This window comes from Burkholderia sp. BCC1972 (genome assembly GCF_905339605.1).
Taxonomy (GTDB): Bacteria; Pseudomonadota; Gammaproteobacteria; order Burkholderiales; family Burkholderiaceae; genus Burkholderia.
Genome location: NZ_CAJPGH010000021.1, coordinates 81,053 through 103,218 on the forward strand (window position 1 = coordinate 81,053; position 22,166 = coordinate 103,218).

A 22,166-nucleotide genomic window follows, 5' to 3' on the forward strand; every position below is an offset into this window, starting at 1 on the left:
CCCGGATCGGCCGCCGGACCGCACTACTTGAGCCCGCCGGACAGGAACTTCTGCAGCCGGCTGCTTCTCGGCGTCTTCAAGATGTTGCGCGGATGGCCTTCCTCCTCCACCACGCCCTGGTGCAGGAACATGACGTGGTTCGACACCTCGCGCGCGAAGCCCATCTCGTGCGTGACGACGATCATCGTGCGTCCTTCGTGTGCGAGATCGCGCATCACCTTGAGCACGTCGCCGACCAGCTCCGGATCGAGCGCCGACGTCGGTTCGTCGAACAACAGCGCGTCGGGCTCCATCGCGAGCGCCCGTGCGATCGCGACGCGCTGCTGCTGGCCGCCGGACAGGTGCGCCGGATACGCATCGGCGAAGCGCGTCATGCCCACCTGCTCGAGATAGCGCTCCGCCCGCTCGCGCGCCTCCGCGCGACCGAGCTTCAACACGTGCAACGGTGCCTCGACGACGTTCTGCAGCACCGTCATGTGCGCCCACAGATTGAAATGCTGGAACACCATCGCGAGCCGCGTGCGCATCCGGCGCAACTGGGCGGGATCCGAGATCCTGATCCGGCCGCTGCGGTCGACCGACGTCCGCACCTCGCCGCCGCCGAGCGATACGCGGCCCGACGAAGGCGACTCCAGAAAATTGATGCATCGAAGCAGCGTGCTCTTGCCCGATCCCGACGAACCGATCACGCTGATCACGTCGCCGGGGTTGGCTGCCAGCGAGACGCCTTTCAGGACTTCGTTGTCGCCGTAGCGCTTGTGGAGATTTTCGACAGACAGTGCATTCATGTGGCGTTGCTCCGCGATTGCGCAAGCGTGGAAAGCGGCAATGGCCGCAGATGGACGAGCCAGCGCCGCTCGGTTGCCCGGATCAGCAGCGCGACGAGCCCGGTCAACGCGAAATAGACGGTGCCGACGGAAATGAACGCCTCGAACGGTGCGTAGTAGTTCGCGTAGAAATCCCGCGCGGCGCCCGTCAGGTCGATCAGCGTGATCGCGCTGACGAGCGACGTGCCGTGCAGCATCAGGATGATTTCGTTGCTGTAAGCGGGCAGGAAGCGGCGCAGCGCCGACGGCAGCACGATGCGGCGCCATGCGGTCGCACGGGACATCCCGTAGGCCTGCGCCGCTTCGATTTCGCCGTAGGCGGTGGCGCGGATCGCCCCGGCCAGGATTTCCACGGTATACGCACAGGTGTTCGCCGTGAGCGCGATCATCGCGCACCCGAACGGATCGCGCAGCAGCAAGAGCAGCGGATTGCCGCGCTGCCACGCGTCCTGGACCCACTGGAACTGGCCGAATCCGTAATAGACGATCATCAGTTGCGCGAGCAACGGCGTGCCGCGCATGAACCACGTGTAGACCGCCACGGGGCCATGCACGAAGCGGTTCGGCGACACGCGCAACACGGCCAGCGGAATCGCGAGCAGCAGCCCGAGGGCCAGCGAGCCCACGGTCAACTGCACGGTGACCCACAGCCCGCCGGCATACGCGCCGAGCAGCGGGATCCATTGTTCATGGCTCATCCGTGCAGCCTCCCCTCGCGCATGCCGCGGTTCAGGCGCACGCGGGCACGCGCCGCGCACGCCGTCGACCCCGACGTCACCAGCAGATACACCGCGCAGGCGGCGAGATAGAACGTCATCGGCGCCTGGGTCGTGCGGCCGGCCTGGTCGGAGATGAACATCACGTCGTGCAGGCCGATCAGCGACGCGATCGCCGTGGTCTTGAGCAGCACCAGCCAGTTGTTCACGGCGGCGGGCAATGCAAGCCGCGCCATCTGTGGAAGCAGGATGCGGCGAAAGGCGAGCCATCCCGAGAATCCGTATGCGCGCGCCGCCTCCATCTGGCCGCGCGGTACGCCGAGCATCGCGCCGCGGAACGTCTCCGTGTAGTACGCACCGAAAATGAAGCCGATCGTCAGCACCGCGGTGGCGAACGCGTCGACATCGGGCGCATGCAGGCCGAAGGCGGCCGACAGCCGGTTCAACAGGATCTGGCCGCCGTAGAACACCAGCAACATCATGACGAACTCCGGCACGCCGCGAATCAGCGTGGTGTAGGCAGTGGCGGCGGACACCAGCACGCGCGAGCCCGACAGCTTGGCCATCGCGCCCGCCATGCCGATGCATACGGCGAGCGCGACGGACAGCACGGCGAGCACGATCGTCACCTCGGCGCCGCGCAACAGGGCAGGCAGGTATTGCTGCAATGCGGACATGACGCTCCTTTCCAGCGCTCTCGGGATTCGTCCAGGGTGCGCCGGCGCATGCACGCGCGCCGGCGCGGCCCCGGTCAGTAGATATCGAAATCGAAGTACTTCTTCTCGATGGACTGATACACGCCGTTGGCGCGAATGGCCGTGATCGCCTGGTTCAGTTGCTGCCGGAGATCGTCGTCGGTCTTGCGCACCGGAATGCCGTAGCCCTCGCCCAGCAGCGCCTTCTGCTCGGGCGTCGTACCGACGATCGGCGTGCCGACGAACTTGAAGTTCGCGCCTTCCGGTTTCGTCAGGAACGCCGAATACGCGGCCGTCGCGTCCTGCAACGCGGCGTCGATGCGGCCCGAGCGCAGATCGAGGTAGACCTCGTCCTGGGTCGGGTAGCGCACCACTTGCACGCCGTTCTGCACCCAGTACGCGCTCGCGTACTTGTCGGCCAGCGTGCCCCGCTGAACGCCGACGCGCTTGCCCTTGAGTTCCGCCGGCGTCGCGTCCTTGACGGGGCTGTTTTTCGCGACGACCAGCCGGCGCGGCGTGTTGTAGTACTTGTCGGTAAACGCGACCTTCTGCTTGCGCTCGGCGGTGATCGCAACCGACGCGACGATCGCGTCGACCTTGTCGGCCATCAACGCGGGAAGCAGACCGTCCCAGCCGATCTGCACCAGCGTGCAATTGGCGTGCATCTGCGCGCACAGTGCATGGATGACGTCGATGTCGAAGCCCACCGGCGTGCCGTCCGGCTGCATCGACGAAAACGGCGGATACGCGCCTTCGTAGCCGATCCGGATGTCCTTCCACTCTTTCGCCTGGGCCTGCGCGGCCGCCAGCATGACGGTGGCGAGCACCAGGAATCTCATCATGGGTCGTTTCATGTTGCTACTCCGTAACGTGTTTCGGTGGAAATGACTGCGTGGTCGTGTTGCGTGGTTTTGGTACGATAATTGATTCGGATACCTTATCGACATGAACGAGACGCCGACCGCCGCCTCGTCCTGTTTCCGTCAGTTTCCGCCCGTCATCCAGTCACGCACTGCTGGTACGGTCGCTTCGATGTGCTCACGTACCGCTGCCTCGAGCGCGGCAGGATCGCCTCCCCGGATCGCGTCGATCAGCCCCATGTGGTCGTCGCGCGACGTCTTCGGCTTGTAGGCCCGCTCGAGCCACAGACGCATGTGCGGCTCCACCACCGTGTGCAACCCGGCGATCTGGGTGATCAGGCGCTGGCGCCCGCACAGCCGGCACAGATATTCGTGAAAGCTGCGATGCACGGTGACCCACTGCTGGCCGTCGGCTTCAGCGCGCTCCATCGCGTCGATCAGGCGCGTCAGTTCGTCGATATGCTGCGGCGTGATGTTCGGCAGCGCCATGCGCGCCGCCAGCCCCTCCAGCACGCCGCGCATGCCGAACACCACTTCCATCTCGTCGACGTCGAGCCCCCGCACGACCGCGCCGCGATTCGGACGGATCACGACCAGCCCTTCGCTCGCGAGCCGGCGGAACGCCTCGCGCACCGGCATCCGGCTCGTATTGATTTCAGCCGCGATGTCCTCGGGAATCAGGCGATCGCCGGCCTTGTACGTCCCCATCCGGATGCGGTAGAGCACGTGTGCGTAGGCCTCTTCCTCGGCCGTGGCGGGGAACTGGGGGTGCAGCGAAGGCGTACGGGTTTCCATATTCATGCATTGCCCATTCTCGCAAGGCGACCGGAATTGCCGGCGAAGCGCCCACAGCCGAATCGGCATGCGAGGACCCGCGAGCTACCGCCACCCTACATACGAAAGTATTTCGTAATAGTGGATATTTGTATCTATGGATGCACTATATGTCGCCATAAAAAATGTCGAATATGGGTTAACCCGTAGATATGTCATGCCGTGACGGCACGCGCAGGTCATGCTTGCGGACGGCTTCCGCAGTGACGACGCGCGGCCAGGACGAGCGATCGAACGCGTGCTCTGCAGACGTCGCGGCGGCCTCGACATATAGCCTGTCGAGGCCGCCGCAACCATGATCACGCGACGATCGATCAGGTCGACGAAGTGCCGTAGATGATGCCGCGACCGCTGTTGGGCGACACGTAGACGGTGCCGAACGTCCGCGGGTCGCCGACCACCAGCGCGTAGCCGCCCCACTGGTGCTGCGCATCGTTGATCTGCACCCAGGTCGCGCCCTGGTCGACGGAACGGAACAGCGCGATCACGCCGTTGACCGTGCCCGCCAGATAGATGGCCGGATAGTTCGCACCCGGCGCCGCCTTGCCGAACCCGACCGAGATCGCCGACGTGACGATGCCCGGCTGGAATGCATCCCAGCTCCAACCCGAGCTGCCGCTGCGATAGAGGCCGGACGATGTTGCAAGCCAGACCTGCCCCTGGACGCCGGTCACCGTCGATGCTTTGCCGCTCTTGGGCAGGCCGTGGGCGGAAACCAGCCACGTCGCGCCTTGATCGCCGCTGCTGTAGAACACGCCGTTCGTGCTGTCCCACGCATAGAGCAGGTCGGCATTGAGACCGTCCGAGAGCACCTGGATGCCGACCGGCAGCGGCGCTTTCGTCCACGCTCCCAAGCATGCGTTCCAGCTCGCACCGTTGTCTGTCGAGTAGACCGGCGCCACGTCGGACGGCGCCCACACGATCGTGCGGCCATCCGCGGACAACGCCACGGCCCCCGCCCCTTTCGACGAACCGGCCTGATTGGCGAACGCCGTCCACGTCGAGCCGCCGTCCTGCGACACGGCACCGAATGCGGTGCCGCCGGCCACGCCCGTGCCGACCATGACCATCTTCGCCGGCACGTTGCGTGCGAAATCGACACCCGTGCCGTTGCCGCCGTTGATGTTCGCCGCCGACCGCTTCGGCGCCTGGGTCAGATCGGTATGCACGAACCCGCCGATGTCGCCGAGGCCGCTGATGAGCGGAGCACCCGCCGTCGGCGAAGCCAGCGCGAGCACGGCGGTTTCCTCCACGCCGTTGGCGCCGATGGTCCAGCGGGTCGGCAGGCCGCGGTCGGCGTCGGTCAGGTTGGTCGTGCTCCAGATGGTCGCGCCCGTCGAATAGAACGCATGATCGACGTTCGACGGATCGATCACGACCTGCGGCCAGTTACCGAATCCGGCCTGCGCATTGCCATCCGTCAACCAGGGCGACAGGCTGGCGTCCCGCACCGCATTCGCGCCGACGTCCGTCCACGTCTTGCCGCCGTCGCCCGTGCGATACATCGTGTCGCTCGGCCACCAGTGATCCATCGTCATGACGACCGCGACGCCCGGGTTCCACGGATCGACCGCCAGGCCGCTGAAACCCGACGGGTAGTTGGTCGCCCCGGGCGGTGAGATGTTCTCCCACGTGCCGGCGTCGATGCCGTACTTCCACACCTGGCCGGCCGTCATGCCGTTGGGGCCCGCGGCGTTGCCGTACGTGACATACAGGTTGCGGTCAGGCCCGATCAGGCCGCGCTGCGGCATCATCGGGCTCGCCGGGCCGCCCGCGACCGCGTTCCACGTCGCGCCGCCGTCGCCGCTGCGATACAGGGTCGATGCCGCCGTGGCGGTCGACACGCCGGCGAACAGGATCTGGCTTGGCGAACCGTTTCCGCCGGAGCGCGGATCGAATGCGACGAACGCGACGCCGGCGCCCGTATCGTCGCTCGACAGCGCATTGAAGCCGCCCACCCTCGCCCAGGTCCGGCCGCTGTCGGCACTCTTCCACAGGCCGTTGGCGGCCGGTTGCGAACTGGCGTTCGAGCTTCCGTAGAACAGCGTCGACCCGTGGTTCGGATCCACCTGCAGCCGTTCGCCGACCTGGCGCCCATCCTGGTTGCCGCCGACCCGCAGGCCCAGCGGATACGACGTGAAGGTCGCGCCGCGATCCGACGATACGAGCACGGCGCCGTTCTGCGCCCACCAACTGGTGTAGAGGCCCACGACCATGTAAAGCATGTTCGGATTGCCCGGATCGACGGCGATGCTCTCGATCCCCATCCAGTGCGAGGTCGACGGCGGCGTCCAGTCGTTCAGCGGGATCCAGGTACTGCTCGCCGCGTCGTAACGATACGCGCCGCCGATATCGGTGCGCGCATACAGGAGCCCGCTTTGCCACGGATGCGCGACGAGGCCCGTTACATAGCCGCCGGCGACGACCCGCACGTTGCCCCACGTGTAGGCGGGCTGCGCAGCCGCGCCGCCGACGCCGGCAGCAGCGGCCTTGATCGAGGCCGCCAGCGGGCCGCCGCCGTCTGCTCCGCCGCAGGCGGAAAGCAACGTTGCGGCGCCGAGGCCGCCAAGGCCCAGCAGAAAGTGTCGCCGGGCGTTGCTTTCGATGCGGCCGTCCACCGCTTGATGCTCGGCCGGCTCGCATGCCGGCACATTTTTCTGCTCCATGAAACCACTCCTCTTCTCGTTGTGAATGAACGCAAGCCAGCGGCGAACGAACGGCACCGGCTGTGCGACAAACGCGGCGCCAGCGCGACATGGGCATGAGATAACGTAGGATACCGAATCGATTACCAGAACCACGCGACGCGCGTACTTGCGCTGCCGATGCGGGCCGCCATCGCGGCCCGCATGCTCATGCCGCAGTTACGTGGCCAAGGCCACGATCTCGCTGTCGCTCAACGCACGCGAGTACACGCGAAAATCCTGGATACGGCCGTTGAACGACGGATGCACCGCATCGCGGCCGAGCAGGCTCAATCCATCGCCGACCTGGCGCGGCGACAGCAGGATCTGATCGCTGCTGCCGACGGCTTGCCCGTCGATGTACAGCTTCGCGGTGTTGCCCTGCAGCGTGACCGCCACATGCGTCCAGCGGCCGGTGGGCAATGCGATGCCTGCCTCGACGGACTGCTCGTCGTTGTAGCTGGCGCCGGCGATCCCGAAACGCAGATGCCCGCCACCCGCTTGCGGGGCGAGCCGCATATAGGCGATGTTGTCGGTCCCCGCGAAGAAGAGGCAGCTGTCCCAATGGAGCGAGTTCGCGTACACCCACATTCCGGCGGTGAAATCACTCAGTTGACCGAATAACCCGGCCGGAAGCTGCAGACACGCTTGTTGACCGTCGAATGCGACGGCGTTGCCCGAACGCCGACCCGCTCCCCACGCCGCGCCTTGCGCGAGCGTTCCGTCGACGCGCTGGCGCGTGCCGTCGCCTGCGAAGCTCCAGCCGATGGCCGCGGCGCCGCTCCCGTCGTCCAGCCCCATCGACAACTGCATCTCGCCGGGGAAAGCCACGCGCAACGACGCGGAGGCTACCGTGCCTTGACTGGCCGCGCCAATGGCCTCGACGCGGTAGAACCAGACGCCGGCCGGCGGCGTATCGGTAAAGGTCAGGACGTCGCCTGCCGCCACTACGCCAAGATCCGCGAACGAACCGTCGGCGACGGTGCTGCGCTTGATCCGGTAGGACGCAGCGCCTACGCTGCCCCACCACGACAGGACGACGCGCCCGCCCGTACCGGCCGCGGACAGGCCGCCGGGCGCCTTCATCGACCCCGCATACGGCGGCAGGCGATGCGTGAGCGTGCCGAACACCATGTCGTCGCTGTTACTGGACCAGTAGTTCTGCTCGGTCATCGCGACGATCTTCGTGACGTTGGGCGCATCGATGCCCATGCGATTGACGTAGTGGTTGTAGATCGGCTCCCAGCAGCCGCGCATGCTTTGATAAGACTGGTTGTTGGCTGCGGTGAAAACACCCTGCGAGCTCCATTGACGTGCAAACGGCATCACGTAGGGCTTGCCGGCCGCATCGAGCAGGTTGGACTTCGCGACGTATTCCGCGCCGGCCAGGAACCGGTTGTTGTCGAAGCCGTACAGGTCTTCGCCCTGCTTCCACGCCATCTCGCACAGCGCCCCGCACAGCGACATGCCGAGCGTCGCGTGCCCCTGATCGCGCCCGCTCTCCTGCCATTGACCGAGGTAGCCGGGATGCATGAAGTACACGCTGTGCGCCGACGCGCCATTTCCGAAGGTCGCGCGAAAGTTGCCGAGGTTGTTCGCCTTGTAGTAGTCGATCGCCTGCTGATAGAGATCGGCCCGGTCGCAAAACACGCCGATGGCTAACGTGCCGCACAGTGCGGCCATATCCCAGTTCGCAAACGAGTCGAGGTGCAGGCTCTTGGTGCTGGTGTCGGTCAGCCAGCCCGACGACTGGTTCGCGAAGACCGTCAGCAGCATGTTCTTGAAGCGGGCGATGGCGTCCGGCGCCCATTTGGAATACGCTCGCATGAGCTCGCCAACGTTTGCCCATTGGTGCCCCTGAATGCCGGCAATCAGCCAGCCGGTCCAGTCTTCGTGCGCACCTGATCCCGGGGGAACCGACCACACCTCCTTCAGCACGGCCGACCACGCATCCAGCGTCGCCACCGCGAGATCCGCATAGCGATCGTCCTGCGAGATCTTCCAGCGCAGCGCACAACAATACGCGCGCTGGATGTCCCAGTACATCGCATAGACGCTGCGATCGGAGCGATACACTCCGCTGCGCGCGTTCGGCTTGCCGTTGAGATCGGTCGCAGCGCTCGCGCACAGCGTCGTCCACCACGTCGACCACGGCTGTTCCCCCGCCTTGATGCAGTCGCGAATCCGTGCGAAGTCCGCTTCGGCAAGCAGCAGCCCGGGATGGTTGAAACTCCCCTGCGTCGCGACGGTGGCCGATGCCGATGCCGCCGCGACGTTCGTGACGGGGCTGCCCTGCATCGCCGCGGCGGTCTTGCCCGCGACACCGCCATCTCCCCCACCGCATGCCGGCAGTAACGTGACGGCCCCGAGCCCGGCCACGAACCGCCGCCTTGAACGGCTGTCGACGTCCGCACCTGTATCGAGGATCGATACGATCTCCTTGCCCGCGCTGCTTCCTGCTTCCATGTTTCGTGACCTCGTAATCGTTGGCTTTAGTATGTGTTGGTCCGCAGAGACACCGTCCGAGAGGCGCGGGGGCACTGCGGATCACGGAGACTCGCAAGCGACTGTGACAAGCAGATGACTTGCACTCCGAATCGGATCCGCGTCGCGGAAAACTTCCGGCGCATTATCCGCATAACTGAGTAACTTTCCAGTACAAAAATATTTCCGTTTGGAATCGACCGGTCGTTCGACGTGCGGACCCCAGGCGAACGCGCCGGTTCGACAACCGCATGTTTCATTCGATGCCCGCGCGCAATGCATGCGTTATCCGACAGTTGCCCGCAGAAGTTCGCTTTTCCTGAAATTTCCGCAAGGCGTCCGTAGATCGAGCGCATCGATTCACACCGACGCGCAAACCGGTCGGGTAGCGGACAATCGTTCGAAGAAAGGGAACGGTAAAGTTCGCGCGGGGTGCGCGGGGTGCGCTGGACTCATGGGATTGATCGGACAACAACGCGCATGGTCCGGCACGAGCAACCGAACCACACGGCGCGCGGACCGCGCGCCGTCGCACCTCTCGCGCGTCAGCGCGCCGCGACCTCGCGCATAGCGTCGCCGCATCGTTCCGCGCGCTCGACGACACGCGCCAGCCGAATGATGTCGGTCAGCGCGAAATCGTTCGCGTCGGGCCTCGGCTGGTTGCGCTCGTCCGCTACGCGCATCGCGAACGCGAGCGCTTCGGAGCGCTCGCGCAGCAGCGTCCGCAGCGCATCCGCGATGATGCGGCGGTCGCGCGGATCGCCCAGGCCGAGCATCGGCCCATCACCGTGTTCGACGTCCGGCGTGGCGAGCGGCGCGGCCGCCAGCGCGGAGATACCGGGCACGGGAACCGAATTCCGTTTCATGTCTTCCTCTCGTTGACTGGCGGCCAGGCGCCGCCTCACCGCCGGTTCGACCGCGACACCACGTCGATCCACACCGCGAGCACCAGCACCGCGCCCTTGACGATCATCTGCCAGTACGCGTCCACGTCGAGCATCGACATCCCGTTGTCGAGGCTCGCCATCACGAGCGCGCCGATCAGCGCGCCGTAGACCGTGCCCGACCCGCCGCGCATCGACGTGCCGCCGATGAAGCACGCGGCGATCGCATCGAGCTCGCCCATCGTGCCGGCGGACGGCGACCCGGCCGCGAGCCGCGCGGTGTTCACGAGGCCGGCAAACGCGCACATCAACCCCATCAGCGCAAAGATCGCAAGTTTCACGCGATCGGTGTCGACGCCCGACAAGCGCGTTGCCTCGAGATTCGAGCCGACCGCATAAACGCGCCGGCCGAATACCGTCTGCGTCGCGATCCACGAGAACACGCCGAGCAACGCGAGCAGCAACAGCACCGGCACCGGAATGCCGCCGTAACGGTCCAGCGTCGCGACGAAGGCGAACAGCACCGCACCGGCCCCCGCGACCTTCACACCGTCCTGCCATAGCGGCGCGACCGCGAGCCGATAGCGTCGCCGCGTGCCGCGCTGCCGCACCACCAGGAGCGTCACGAGCACGAACAGCAGGATCGCGAGGCCGTCCCCCGCCATGCGCGGCAGATAGCCTTGCCCGATGAACACGAAGCCGTCGGACACCGGTGCGATCGTCGAGCCGCCCGTCACGCCGAGCAGGATGCCGCGGAAGGCAAGCATCCCGCCGAGACCGACGATGAACGACGGCACGCGCCGATAGGTCGACCACCAGCCGTTGAACAGCCCGATCAGCACGCCGAGCGCAAGCACGGCCGGGACCGTTGCCGCGACCGGCCAGTGGCGGTTGACATCGAGGATCGCGGCGACGCCGCCGAGCAGCCCGAGCAGCGAACCGACCGACAGGTCGATCTCGCCCGCGATGATGACGAACACCATGCCGCACGCGAGCATGCCGGTGATCGACATCTGCCGCAGCAGGTTCGATACGTTGCGCGGCGTGACGAACGCGCCGTCCGTCAGCACCGAGAAGAACGCCCAGATCGCGGCCACCGCGAACAGCAGCGCGAGCACCTTGTAGCGCACGAAGATGCGTCGCAGCGGATGGCCGCCCGCGGCGCGCGTTTCGGGGTCCGCCGATACGGGCCGGGAAGACGAAAGTTCGGTGTTCATGTCGCACTCGCTGCAATGGGTTCGGCCGGACGCCGCGCGGGCTTCAGCGCGGCGCCGAGAATCTGTTCCTGCGTGAGACCGTCGTTGACGAAATCGCCGCGCAGCTCGCCCTCGCCGATCACGAGCACGCGATCGGCAAGCCCGAGCACTTCCGGCAGCTCCGACGACACGACGATCAGCGCGACGCCGCGCTTCGCGAGCGCGAAGATCAGCCGGTAGATCTCCGCCTTCGCGCCGACGTCGACGCCGCGGGTCGGTTCATCGAGGATCAGCACCTGCGGGTCCGCCAGCAGCATCCTGGCAAGCACTGCCTTCTGCTGGTTGCCGCCGGACAGGCTCGCGATCGGCAGGAACGGATGCGCGGCGCGCACCGACAGCCGCTGCATCTCGGTGCGGATCGCGTCGAGTTCGGCGGCCGCGTCGATTCGGCCGCGCGTGGCGAAACGGCGCAGTACCGCCAGCGTGATGTTGTGGCCGACGCCGAGCTGCGGCACGATCCCGTGGCGCTTGCGGTCCTCCGGCACCATCGCGATACCCGCACGGATCGCATCGGCCGGCGAGCGGATCGCCAGCGTGCGGCCGTTCATCCGTACGGCCGCCGTGCTCTCGCCCGGATACGCACCGAAAATCGCCTGCATCAACTCGGTCCGGCCCGCGCCGACCAGCCCGGCGACGCCGAGAATCTCGCCGCGCCGCACGCTGAACGACACGTCGTCGACGCGCTTGCGGCGCGGGTTCGTCACGTCGCGGCAGGTGACGTGATGGGCCTCGAGCACGACGTCGCCGATCTCGTGAGGCTCGCGTGGATAGAGATTGTCGATCTCGCGCCCGACCATCATCGCGATGATGCGGTCGGTGGTGAGCGTGCGCATCGGCTCGGTCGCGACGTGGCGGCCGTCGCGGATCACGGTCACGGTATCGCACACCGCGTCGATCTCGTCGAGCTTGTGCGAGATATACACGCACGCGACGCCGCGGCGCTTCAGGTCGCGCACGATGTCGAGCAGGATCCTCGTTTCGGCCGCACTCAGCGATGACGACGGCTCGTCGAGAATCAGCAGCTTCGCGCGCTTGTTCAGCGCCTTCGCGATTTCGATCAGCTGCTGGTGGCCGCCGCCGTAGTTCATCACCGGCTGCGCGACGTTGATCGCATCGATCCGCAGCTCGCGCAGCAACGCTTCCGAGCGCCGCACCATTTCCGCGTAATGCATGCGCCCGCCGGGCAGCGTGATCTCGTTGCCGAGGAAGATGTTCTCGGCGACCGACAGCTCGGGCACGAGCATCAGCTCCTGGTGGATGATCACGATGCCCGCACGCTCGGTGTCGCGCACGCCGGACGCGACGAGCGGCGCACCTTCCCAGCGGATCTCGCCGTCCCACGTGCCGTGCGGGTACACGCCCGACAGCACCTTCATCAGCGTCGACTTGCCCGCGCCGTTCTCGCCGCACAGCCCGACGCATTCGCCCGGGCGCACGGTCAGGTCAATGCCGTCGAGCGCCTTCACGCCGTCGAATGCCTTGACGATGCCGCGCATCGTCAGCAGGGGTTCCGTCATTCGTTCATGCCTCGCAGGATGCGCGCGGGTGCGCCGGTGCGCTGCCCGCGCGTCGTGCCGTTACTGGCTCGCCAGCTGGGCCTGGGTATAGAAGCCGTCCTTCACGACGATGTCGACGTTGCGCTTGGTCAGCAGCGTCGGCTGCAGCAGCACCGTATCGACCTTCTTCTTGCCGTTGTCGTATTGCGCGTTGAACGCGGGCTTCGTCCCCTTCGCGAGATCGACCGCGAGCGTCGCGGCTTCGCTCGCGATCAGCTTCAACGGCTTGTACACGGTCATCGTCTGCGTGCCGGCGATCACGCGCTTGACCGCAGCCAGATCCGCGTCCTGCCCGGACACCGGCACCTTGCCGGCCAGATGCTGCGCGGCGAGCGCCTGGATCGCGCCGCCGGCCGTGCCGTCGTTCGACGCGACGATCGCGTCGATCTTGTTGTTGTTCGCGGTCAGCGCGTCCTCGACGATCCGCAACGCGGTCGACGCACTCCATTCGGGCACCCACTGCTGGCCGACGACCTTGATGTCGCCGCGGTCGATCGCCGGCTTCAGTACCTTCAGTTGTCCTTCGCGCAGCATCTTCGCGTTGTTGTCGGTCGGCGCGCCGCCCAGCAGGAAATAGTTGCCCTTCGGCTTCGCGTCGAACACGCCCTGCGCCTGCAGCTCGCCGACCTTCTCGTTGTCGAACGAGATATAGGCGTCGACGTCCGCGTCGAGGATCAGGCGGTCGTACGACACGACCTTGATACCGGCCTTCCTCGCCTCGGCCACGACGTTGCCGAGCGTCTTCGAGTTGAACGGCACGATCACGATCACGTCGACGCCGCGCGAGATCAGGTTCTCGATCTGCGAAATCTGCCGCGCCTCGCTCGCGTCGGCCGACTGCACCGACACCTTCGCGCCGAGCTTCGTCGCCGCCGCGACGAAATAGTCACGATCGCGCGACCAGCGCTCGACGCGCAAATCGTCGATGCAGAAGCCGATCTCGGGCTTGTCCTTGCTCGCATGCGCGAGCGGCGTGCCCAGCGCAAGGATCGCCAGCGCAGCGGCGCCGGCAAGCGAACTCAATACGGTACGACGCGTCACGGTTTTCATGTCTCCAAACTCCTTGTTATGGAACCACCTCACGAACCGCGGGCGGCCGCCGGATGGCACCGCCCGCATCGAGTCACTGCAACGTGCGTCACGCGCCCGTTGCAAATACCGGTTCGAGCGCGCGGTACAGCGCGCGAAACGTCGGCCGCCGCGTGTCGCGATACCACGCATGCCGTGCAAGATCGGGCTCGCGCACCGCGACGACCGGCGGCTGCGGACACACGTCGGCGAGCGACGCATCCGGTTCGAGCGCGAGATGCGCAAGACGCGCGGCGCCGAGCGCCGGCCCGATCTCGCCGCCCGCGCGCAGCGTCAGCACACGACCGCTCAGGTCGGCGAGCATCTGCGTCCAGTACGCGCTGCGCGAGCCGCCGCCGATCACCGTGATGCTGTCCGGCGCGAGACCGGCCGCATGCAGCGCGTCGATGCCGTCGAGCAGCGCGAAGCCGACGCCTTCGAGCGTCGCGTTCGCGAGATCCGCGCGCTGCGTATCGGGCGTGAGCCCGTAGAACACGCCCTTCGCGTTCACGTCGTTGTGCGGCGTGCGCTCGCCGCTCAGGTACGGCAGGAACCACGGGCGGCGCTCGCGTGCGTTCGCCTCGGCATCGTCGAGCAGCGCCGCGACGCCGTCGTAGCCGGCGAGTTGCGCGGTGAAGTCGATACAGCCGGCCGCGTTCAGGATCACGGACATCAGGTGCCATGTATTCGGCAGCGCATGACAGAAGCTGTGCACCGCCGATTCGGGATTCGCGCGGAACCCGTCCGACGCCGCGAAATACACACCCGACGTGCCGAGCGACAGCAGCGCGTCACCCGGCCGCACGATGCCGACGCCCACCGCGCCGGCCGCATTGTCGCCGCCGCCGGCCACCACCGGAATCTCGCGCAGGCCAAGCGCACGCGCGACGGCCGGCAGCAGCGTGCCGGTCACCGCGTTGCCCTCGAACACGGTCGGCATCTGCGTGCGCGACAGCCCGCAGGCCGCGAGCAGCGTGTCGTCGTAATCGCGCTTCGCGACGTCGAGCCACAGCGTGCCGGCGGCATCCGACGGGTCGGTCGCGAACGCGCCGGTCAGCCGGTAGCGCAGATAATCCTTCGGCAGCAGCACGTACGCGATGCGGGCAAACACGTCGGGCTCGTGCCGACGCACCCACAGCAGCTTGGGTGCCGTGAAGCCCGGCATCGCGATGTTGCCGGCCACCGTGCGCAGCGCGGGCGCGAGCCGTTCGAGTTCCTCGCACTCCGCGTCCGCCCGCCCGTCGTTCCACAAAATCGCGGGACGCAGCACGTCGCCATGGGCATCGAGCAGCGTCGCGCCATGCATCTGCCCGGTCAACCCGAGTGCGTCGATGTCGCGCGGATCGATGCCGGCCGTGCGCGCATCCGACACGAGTGCGGCGAGCGCGGCGCATGCGGCGGCCCACCAGTCGCGCGGCGCCTGCTCGGACCAGCGCGGTTGCGGCCTGCTGACCGTCAACGGGCGGCTCGCGCTCGCGCGCACCGCGCCGTCGCGATCGAGCAGCACCGCCTTCACGCCCGACGTGCCGAGATCGAGTCCGATGTACATGGCTTCAGCGCAGCCCGTAGATCGCCTGGTTCACGATGTTCTCGAGCCGCTCCTGCGCGCCGCTCGCGTGCTGCGGATCCACGCCGCGCGCGAGTGCATCGGCCGCGAGCGACTCCAGCGTATAGCCGCCCGACAGGATCTGGCGGCCGAACGCATCGTCCCACTTCGCGTAGCGCTGCCGGCGCAGGGCATCGAGCCGGTCGTTCTCGACCAGCACCGCCGCGCGTTCGAGCGCGAGCGCGAGCACGTCGATCGCGCCGACGTGGCCGTAGAACAGGTCTTCCGGATCGACGCTCTGGCGCCGCACCTTCGCGTCGAAGTTCATGCCGCCGGTCGTGAAGCCGCCGTGACGCAGGATCTCGTAGAACGCGAGCGTCAGTTCCTCGACGCTGTTCGGAAACTGGTCGGTGTCCCAGCCGTTCTGCGGATCGCCGCGGTTCGCGTCGACGCTGCCGAACACGCCGAGCGCGAACGCGTTCGCGATCTCGTGATGAAACGAGTGGCCCGCGAGCGTTGCATGATTCGCCTCGATATTCACACGGATCTCGTTCTGCAGTCCGTACTGCACGAGGAAGCCGTGCACCGTCGCGACGTCGTAGTCGTACTGGTGCTTGGTCGGCTCCTGCGGTTTCGGCTCGATGAGCAGCGCGCCCGTGAAGCCGATCTTGTGCTTGTGTTCGACGACCATCGACAGGAAGCGGGCAAACTGGTCGCGCTCGCGCTTCAGGTCGGTATTCAGCAGCGTCTCGTACCCTTCCCGCCCGCCCCACAGCACGTAGTTTTCGCCGCCGAGCCGGTGGGTCGCGTCGAGCGCATGGCACACCTGGGTCGCGGCCCACGCGAACACGTCGGGGTTCGGGTTCGTCGCGGCGCCGGCCGCGAAGCGCGGGTGCGAGAACAGGTTCGCGGTGCCCCACAGGAGCCGCACGCCGCTCGCCTGCTGGCGCTCGCCGAGATAGTCCACCATCCGCGCGAAATTGGCCGCGTATTCGCGCAGGCTGTCGCCTTCCGGTGCGACGTCCGTGTCGTGGAACGTATAGAAAGGCGTGCCGAGTTTCGTGAAGAACTCGAACGCCGCATCCGCTTTCTGCCGCGCCCGCTCGAGTGCGTCGCCCGGCTGCTGCCAGGGCCGCCGGAACGCGCCCTGCCCGAAGATGTCGTGCCCCGGCCATACGAACGTGTGCCAGTAGCAGACCGCGATCCGCAGATGCTCGGCGAGCGTCTTGCCGAGCACGCGCTTCTCGGGGTCGTAATGATGATAGGCGAGCGGGTTGTCCGACTGCGGGCCTTCGTAGCGAATCGCGGGAATATGTTCGAAATACGACATGGCGTCTCCGTGCAGGTTCTTGTTGCAGCGCAACGCGCGTCGCGGCGACGCACGCGGCCGAATTCGGTTGGCTGGATCGTGCCCGTGCGCCTGCCGGCCGGCAATTGCGAAATTGCGCAGCACGCTTGATGTTTCTTGCCAGCCGCGCTCGCGCCGCGCGCATTCCGTCCTACAATCGCCGTACACCAATCCACCGCGCGCCGCCGCTGCGAGCGCACCCAGGAGACAACGGCGCCGCGTCCTCGACGCGTTTGCCCCGACACCCAGATGACACGCGCCCCTTCCGCCCAGACACCGCATCGCATCGCGTTGCTGTTCAACGCGAACAAGGTCTACGACCGCGAGATCATCAGCGGCATCGGCCAGTACCTGCACACGACCCGCGTGGTGTGGGACCTGTTCCTCGAAGACGACTTCCGCTGCCGGCTCACGGGCATCGAGCGTTTCGACGGCGACGGCATCATCGCGGACTTCGACGATCCTGCCGTCGCCGACGCACTCGCCGGCTCGCCGCTGCCGATCGTCGCGGTCGGCTCGTCGTACGAGGATCCAGCGCAGTACCCGGACGATGTCCCATATATTGCGACGGACAACCCGAAGCTCGTGTCGCTCGCGTATTCGCACCTGATCGGTGCGGGCCTTGCGCACTTCGCGATGTACAGCCTGCCGATCGCACAGGAGAACCGCTGGGCGCAGCAGCGCGAGCTGGCGTTCGACCAGCTTGCGCGCGCGGACGGGCTCGACGCGCCGATCTATCGCGGGCTGTCGACCAGCGCGTCGGGCTGGAATCACGCGATCGAGCAGTTGATCGGCTGGCTGCACGCGCTGCCGAAACCCGTCGGCGTGATCGCCGTGACCGACGCGCGTGCGCGGCATCTGTTGCAGGCCTGCATGATCGCCGGCATCGCGGTACCGGAACAGGTCGCGATCATCGGCATCGACAACGATCCGCTCACGCGCACGCTGACGCGCATTCCGTTGTCGTCGGTCATTCAGGGCACCGAGGAAATGGGCCGCACCGCCGCACACCTGCTGCACCGGATGCTGCGCGGCGCGCGTTTTCCCGGGCAGCGCATTCTCGTGCCGCCGGTCGGCATCAACGTGCTCGAATCGACGCGCCACCAGCCGCTTGCCAGCCAGCACGTGATGCGCGCGCGGCATTTCATCCGCCAGTACGCGTGCCAGGGGATCAAGACCGAACAGGTCGCCGACTATGTCGGCGTATCGCGCTCGCTGCTCGAGGAGCACTTCCGCCGCGAACTGCAGCGCACCGTGCACCAGGAAATCCTGCGTCACAAGCTCGAGGCCGCACAGGCGCTGCTCGCGGGCCGCCATGTGTCGAGCGCGGAAGTCGCGATCCGCTGCGGCTTCACGTCGTTGCAATACATGTACGCGGTGTTCCGACGCGAACTCGGCTGCACGCCGCGCGAATATCAGGAACGCGCGGCTGCCACGAACTGACGCCTGCCGCCCATCCGACCTCCATCCATGCACCTCGATACCGACTCCTCACACCTGACACCCGGCGTTGCACGCGTGCCTTCCGAGCCGTGGGGCACGTTGCCCGACGGCGAGCCCGTGCGGCGCTACACGCTGCGCAATGCGCACGGGATGCGCGTCGGCATCAGCGACCTCGGCGCGACCGTCGTGTCGTGGCTCGCCCCCGACCGCGCGGGGCGCTTTGCCGATATCGTGCTCGCCCACGACACGCCGGCCGAGTACCTCGAATCCGGTGTCTACCTCGGCGCGACGATCGGCCGATGGGCGAACCGGATCGCCGGTGCGCGCTTCGCACTCGACGGCGTCGACTACCTGCTCGACCGCAACGAGAACGGCAACCTGCTGCACGGCGGCGCGAACGGCTTTCATCGCGTGCGCTGGGACGTGATCGACGACTGCGGCGGGCTGACGCTGCGGCTCGATTCGCCGGAAGGCGACGCAGGATTCCCCGGCAACGTGAGCGTCCAGGTTCGCTACACGCTCGATGACGACGGCACGCTGACGATCGACTACGCGGGATGGACCGACGCACCGACGCCGCTGAACCTGACGAATCACAGCTACTTCAACCTGAACGGGCGCCCCGGCAGCGATGTCCGCGGCCATCTGCTGCACATCGCCGCCGATGCGTTCCTCGAAGTGGACGACGCGCTGATCCCGACCGGCACGGCCGACGTGACCGGCACGGCGTTCGACTTCCGCCAAAGCGCACCGATCGGCGCGCGCCTCGATTGGCCCCATTCGCAACTGGCGCGCGCGCGCGGCTTCGACCATTGCTTCGTCGTGGGCGACGGCGCCCGCGAGGTTCGGCCCGTCGCGCGGGTCTACGATCCGGAAAGCGGGCGCGAGTTGCTCGTGTCGACCGATCAGCGAGGCCTGCAGCTCTATACGGGAAATTATCTCGACGGCGTACGCGTGAGCGGCGGCACGCTTTGCGCGCGACACGCCGCGCTGTGCGTCGAGGCCGGCGGCTTTCCGAATCAGGTCAACATGGCCGGCCTGCGCGACGACGTGATCCTCTATCCGGGCGCTACGTATCGGCAAACGACACGGTACCGGGTGGGCGTCCACGCGTAGTCCGCACGAGCCGGCATCGACGCCCACGTCAGGCAACGGCCGCTCCCGCTCCCTGCTCCGAGCCGTCACGGGCGATGCAGCCTGCGCGCGCATCGCCCTCCATTCCTCGAAACCATTCCGCAGTCAAACCCGCACGGAACCTGACCGGCAAGGCGGTCTTCCGTCGCATCAGCGTGCCTTCCGGGCAATACGAAACTAGAACGACTTCGAAAGCCATCCGAAATGATTTGAAATGGAAACGAATATGTCCGTCTCCGTCTCGTCATCTTTCGATGTTCGAATGCGCACGCCCGGGCACTGCCCTGTCGCTCCGGTCCAGGCTCCGGCATGGATTCGGGTCGACGGCGCGCCCGGCGTTCCGGCGTGCGGGGCGGTCGGCATTGCGCCCTTGCACGGTCTTGCGTCTTGCGTCGAGTCGTCCACTGCCTGACCACCAGGAGCAGGCCTGCGGAAAGCGGCTTGGCCTGGACTCGGCAGAATCGTCTCCCGCCGCTTTCATGCCAGTACGAGCATCGGCAGCTCGATTTCACGTATACGGCCGACAACGATAGCGACGCATCGACGTCGGCCAAGGATAGAAGATGAAAAAAACCCGGGCAGTCACCTGTCTGTTCTTGTTGCTCGCGAGCGCAATGCTCTCGGGATGCGGCGACGACGGCGGCCATATCGATTCCACGCCGGTCGCCAAGAAGATTTTTCACTGCGGCAACTGATCAATTGTACGAAGCGCATCATGACCGTTAACCGTAGAGATTTCATCAGGCAATCTGCAGCAGTATTGGGTGCGACGACAACAATGACGCTGTTGCCGGCCAGCATACGGCGCGCGCTCGCGATTCCGGCGGCCTCGAAGACCGGCACGATCGCCGACGTCGAGCATGTCGTCATCCTCATGCAGGAAAATCGCTCTTTCGATCACTACCTTGGCCAGCACGCCGGATTTCGCGGCTTCAACGATCGATCGACGTTTCCCATCGACAATCAACGCTCGATGTGGAATCAACCGGACGGCAAGGGTGCGTATGTGAACCCCTTCCATCTCGATACCAACGCGACGAAAGCGCAAACGATCAGCTCGCTTCCGCACGGCTGGGCCGACGGGCACGGCGCGTGGAACGAGGGCCGCTGGGACAACTGGGTGTCGGCGAAAGGCGCGCTCACGATGGGCCACTTTTCGCGGAACGATATCCCGTTCCATTACGCGCTGGCGGACGCATTCACCGTATGCGATGCCTATTTCTCCTCGTGCATGGGGCCGACCAACACGAACCGGCTCCATCTGATGACGGGCATGATCGACGTGGCCGGCACGGGCGGCGGACCGCTGATCGACAATACGCCGGCGAATATCTTCACGTGGACGACGTACCCGGAGCGGCTGCAGAAGGCCGGTATCAGCTGGCATGTCTATCAAGGTTCGGACGGCACCGAATCGTTCAAGACGACACTCACGCCGGCCCCCGCGGGATCCACGAACGTCGATTTTCCGAATCCGTACAACGTCCTGAATTTCTTCCAGGCCTATACGTCGGCGAATGCGGACCCGGCACTCGTGGCAAACGGCACGACCAAGCGCACCCTGGCGGACTTCACCCGTGACGTGAAATCCGGCACGTTGCCCCAGGTATCCTGGCTCTTGCCGCCGTACATGTGCTCGGAACACCCCGCTCGCTCGCCGGCCGACGGCGCGACCTATATCGCCGCCGTGCTGGACGCGCTGACGTCCAATCCCGATACATGGAGCAAGACGGCCCTGTTCGTCACCTACGACGAGAACGACGGATTCTTCGACCACGTCGTTCCGCCGTCGCCACCGGCCTCCGGCCAGGACGGCCTGTCGAACGTCCCCACCGCGCGTGAATTCTATTCGGGCAGCGCGACGAACCCCGCGGGCCCCGTGGGACTCGGCGCGCGCGTGCCGATGTTCGTCGTCTCGCCGTGGTCCAGGGGCGCGTGGACATGCTCGGAGGTGTTCGACCATACGTCGATCATCAAATTTCTCGAGAAGCGCTTCGGTGTGGTCGAGCCGAACATCAGCGCATGGCGCCGTGCAGTGTGCGGCGACCTCACTTCGGCGTTCGACTTCACGAACCCCGACGCGAGCGCCGTTACCGTCCCGTCGGTGGCAGGATTGAGTGCGGCGGCGGCCGCACAAAGCACGCTGCCGGCCCCCACGGCGCCGCTCACCCAGGTGATGGCGCAGCAGGAGCGCGGCAGTCGAAACGCGCGCGCACTGCCGTACGAGCTGTTCGTCAATGCCGCCGAAAGCCCCGCATCCGGCGGCCTGACGCTCACGTTCGTGAACAGCGGAAGCGTCGCGGCCGGGTTTGCCGTCCATTCCGGCATTTCACCCACGTCGGTCAAGCGCTATACGGTCGATGCGCGAACGCGGCTGTCCGACAACTGGCGCTTTGCCGCCGCCGCGGCCGGTGTCGCCGCATACGACATCACGGTGGTCGCGGCCAACGGCTTCGTGCGGCGTTTCAGTTCCTCCGGTTCGAATGCGGGTACACGGGAAGCGACGGTCTGCTATGAAGTCACCCAGGGCGACCTCGAGATCAGCCTGACGAATAGCGGAACATCCGGCGTGACATTCACGATCACGGACAATCGCTATGGTGTCGCGGCGCAATCCATGACCGTGCAGGCCGGACGGACGGTACAGGTTCCGTGGTCCCTCGCGGCAAGCAAGCGATGGTACGACATCAGCATCACGTGCGACGCCGATGCCCGTTTTCTGCGGCAGTGTGCCGGATATGTCGAAACCGGCGCCCCCGGCGTGACCGATCCGTCGATGGCCTGAGCCATTCGACGCTGGCGCGAACGCACCGAGAGGCAAAGCAACGACG

The 22,166-nt window shown here is 66.5% G+C and carries 16 protein-coding genes; 3 read left to right on the forward strand and 13 right to left on the reverse strand.

The features are described from left to right. Positions 1-23 precede the first annotated feature (23 nt). From U5798_RS26230 to xylA, 13 genes are all read right to left on the reverse strand, one after another. Positions 24-788, reverse strand: coding sequence for an ABC transporter ATP-binding protein (locus tag U5798_RS26230; protein ID WP_124455667.1), 765 nt, complete (start codon positions 786-788; stop codon positions 24-26). Next, on the reverse strand, positions 785-1,525 hold the full coding sequence (locus tag U5798_RS26235; RefSeq protein WP_322083693.1) for an ABC transporter permease subunit: 741 nt from the start codon (positions 1,523-1,525) through the stop codon (positions 785-787). Before U5798_RS26235 ends, U5798_RS26230 begins: the two co-directional genes overlap by 4 nt. Then, positions 1,522-2,220: an ABC transporter permease subunit gene (locus tag U5798_RS26240; RefSeq protein WP_322083694.1), complete on the reverse strand. Its 699-nt coding sequence runs from the start codon at positions 2,218-2,220 to the stop codon at positions 1,522-1,524. The genes U5798_RS26235 and U5798_RS26240 overlap by 4 nt, the downstream gene beginning before the upstream one ends. A 74-nt stretch (positions 2,221-2,294) precedes the next feature. Beyond that, complete coding sequence (locus tag U5798_RS26245; protein WP_322083695.1) at positions 2,295-3,092, reverse strand: ABC transporter substrate-binding protein; 798 nt, start codon at positions 3,090-3,092, stop codon at positions 2,295-2,297. A gap of 129 nt (positions 3,093-3,221) precedes the next feature. Beyond that, a complete protein-coding gene (locus tag U5798_RS26250; protein ID WP_322083696.1) occupies positions 3,222-3,899 on the reverse strand; it encodes a GntR family transcriptional regulator in 678 nt (225 codons plus the stop codon). Positions 3,900-4,246: 347 nt separating this feature from the next. Then, a complete protein-coding gene (locus U5798_RS26255; RefSeq protein ID WP_322083697.1) occupies positions 4,247-6,598 on the reverse strand; it encodes a hypothetical protein in 2,352 nt (783 codons plus the stop codon). A gap of 198 nt (positions 6,599-6,796) precedes the next feature. After that, entirely contained in the window at positions 6,797-9,082 is a 2,286-nt protein-coding gene (locus U5798_RS26260) for a LamG-like jellyroll fold domain-containing protein (protein WP_322083698.1), read from the reverse strand. Positions 9,083-9,645: 563 nt separating this feature from the next. Further along, positions 9,646-9,966 (reverse strand): hypothetical protein, encoded by a 321-nt coding sequence (locus tag U5798_RS26265; RefSeq protein WP_322083699.1) that lies wholly within the window; start codon positions 9,964-9,966, stop codon positions 9,646-9,648. Positions 9,967-10,001: 35 nt separating this feature from the next. Further along, the gene (locus tag U5798_RS26270; protein WP_124455673.1) at positions 10,002-11,201 is read right to left on the reverse strand and encodes a sugar ABC transporter permease; all 1,200 of its coding nucleotides are present in this window, start codon (positions 11,199-11,201) and stop codon (positions 10,002-10,004) included. Then, the gene (gene xylG / locus U5798_RS26275; protein ID WP_322083700.1) at positions 11,198-12,757 is read right to left on the reverse strand and encodes a D-xylose ABC transporter ATP-binding protein; all 1,560 of its coding nucleotides are present in this window, start codon (positions 12,755-12,757) and stop codon (positions 11,198-11,200) included. The genes U5798_RS26270 and xylG overlap by 4 nt, the downstream gene beginning before the upstream one ends. Positions 12,758-12,817: 60 nt before the next feature. Then, positions 12,818-13,846 (reverse strand): D-xylose ABC transporter substrate-binding protein, encoded by a 1,029-nt coding sequence (gene xylF, locus U5798_RS26280; RefSeq protein WP_322083701.1) that lies wholly within the window; start codon positions 13,844-13,846, stop codon positions 12,818-12,820. A gap of 88 nt (positions 13,847-13,934) precedes the next feature. Further along, on the reverse strand, positions 13,935-15,413 hold the full coding sequence (xylB, locus tag U5798_RS26285; protein WP_322083702.1) for a xylulokinase: 1,479 nt from the start codon (positions 15,411-15,413) through the stop codon (positions 13,935-13,937). A 4-nt stretch (positions 15,414-15,417) separates the two neighbouring features. Continuing rightward, positions 15,418-16,740, reverse strand: coding sequence for a xylose isomerase (gene xylA / locus U5798_RS26290; protein WP_322083703.1), 1,323 nt, complete (start codon positions 16,738-16,740; stop codon positions 15,418-15,420). Positions 16,741-17,007: 267 nt separating this feature from the next. On the opposite strand from xylA, the gene U5798_RS26295 reads away from it, so the two are divergent. From U5798_RS26295 to U5798_RS26305, 3 genes are all read left to right on the forward strand, one after another. After that, positions 17,008-18,201: a DNA-binding transcriptional regulator gene (locus tag U5798_RS26295; RefSeq protein ID WP_322083704.1), complete on the forward strand. Its 1,194-nt coding sequence runs from the start codon at positions 17,008-17,010 to the stop codon at positions 18,199-18,201. Between the two features lie 27 nt (positions 18,202-18,228). After that, a complete protein-coding gene (locus tag U5798_RS26300; RefSeq protein ID WP_322083705.1) occupies positions 18,229-19,317 on the forward strand; it encodes an aldose epimerase family protein in 1,089 nt (362 codons plus the stop codon). A gap of 733 nt (positions 19,318-20,050) precedes the next feature. Next, entirely contained in the window at positions 20,051-22,120 is a 2,070-nt protein-coding gene (locus U5798_RS26305; RefSeq protein ID WP_322083744.1) for a phosphocholine-specific phospholipase C, read from the forward strand. The last annotated feature ends 46 nt before the right edge of the window (positions 22,121-22,166 follow it).